Here is a 642-nt window from a genome sequence, read left to right on the forward strand (position 1 = left end):
CCCACCCGAGGCACTGCAGAAACCATCGGCATCCGGTATCCTCGATCCCCTGCGGCTCTGTGCCCAGCCCTGGGGCGGCGACCGCCACGGTTCGGCGCACCGGCTGCCGTTGCACCGTTCGTCTCCCTCCCCCTCGACGCGGAGGTCGAGGCGGCGGTCACCGTGCGACGCGTAGGTCGACAACTCGCTGTAGTCGACTCCGAGCTCGGATCGGCGGGATCCCGGCCGAGTGTGCTTGTGCGTTTTCTCGTCTCGCGCCTCACCGTCCATTGACCCCTTCGAGGACGCGCTGGTCAACGCCTGTTCGAAGGACCAGACGGAGCGGGGACCGCGGCAGTCCGGTCGAGCGCGCCCGCACCCGGGCCGAGTCGGTCAGGTCGACATTTTTATTAACTCTGCGTAACAGAATGCGGAATACAACGTGGTCCTTCACCGCCCCGGACCGGAGGACCACCCCCATCGCTGCCACAATGCGACTTTGTAAGCACGGTTCGTAGTCAGACGGCACCAAAGACCACTAGCCACACATCCGACATCGCAGTCCGGAGTCTGGGGAACACCAGATTCCGGACAGCACGATCATCAGGGGGATCAAGAGATCATGACGTTAACGCATCCGACCGAGACGCCGACGAGCCGGAT

It is taken from the genome of Frankia sp. CoWAU3, assembly GCF_977971855.1.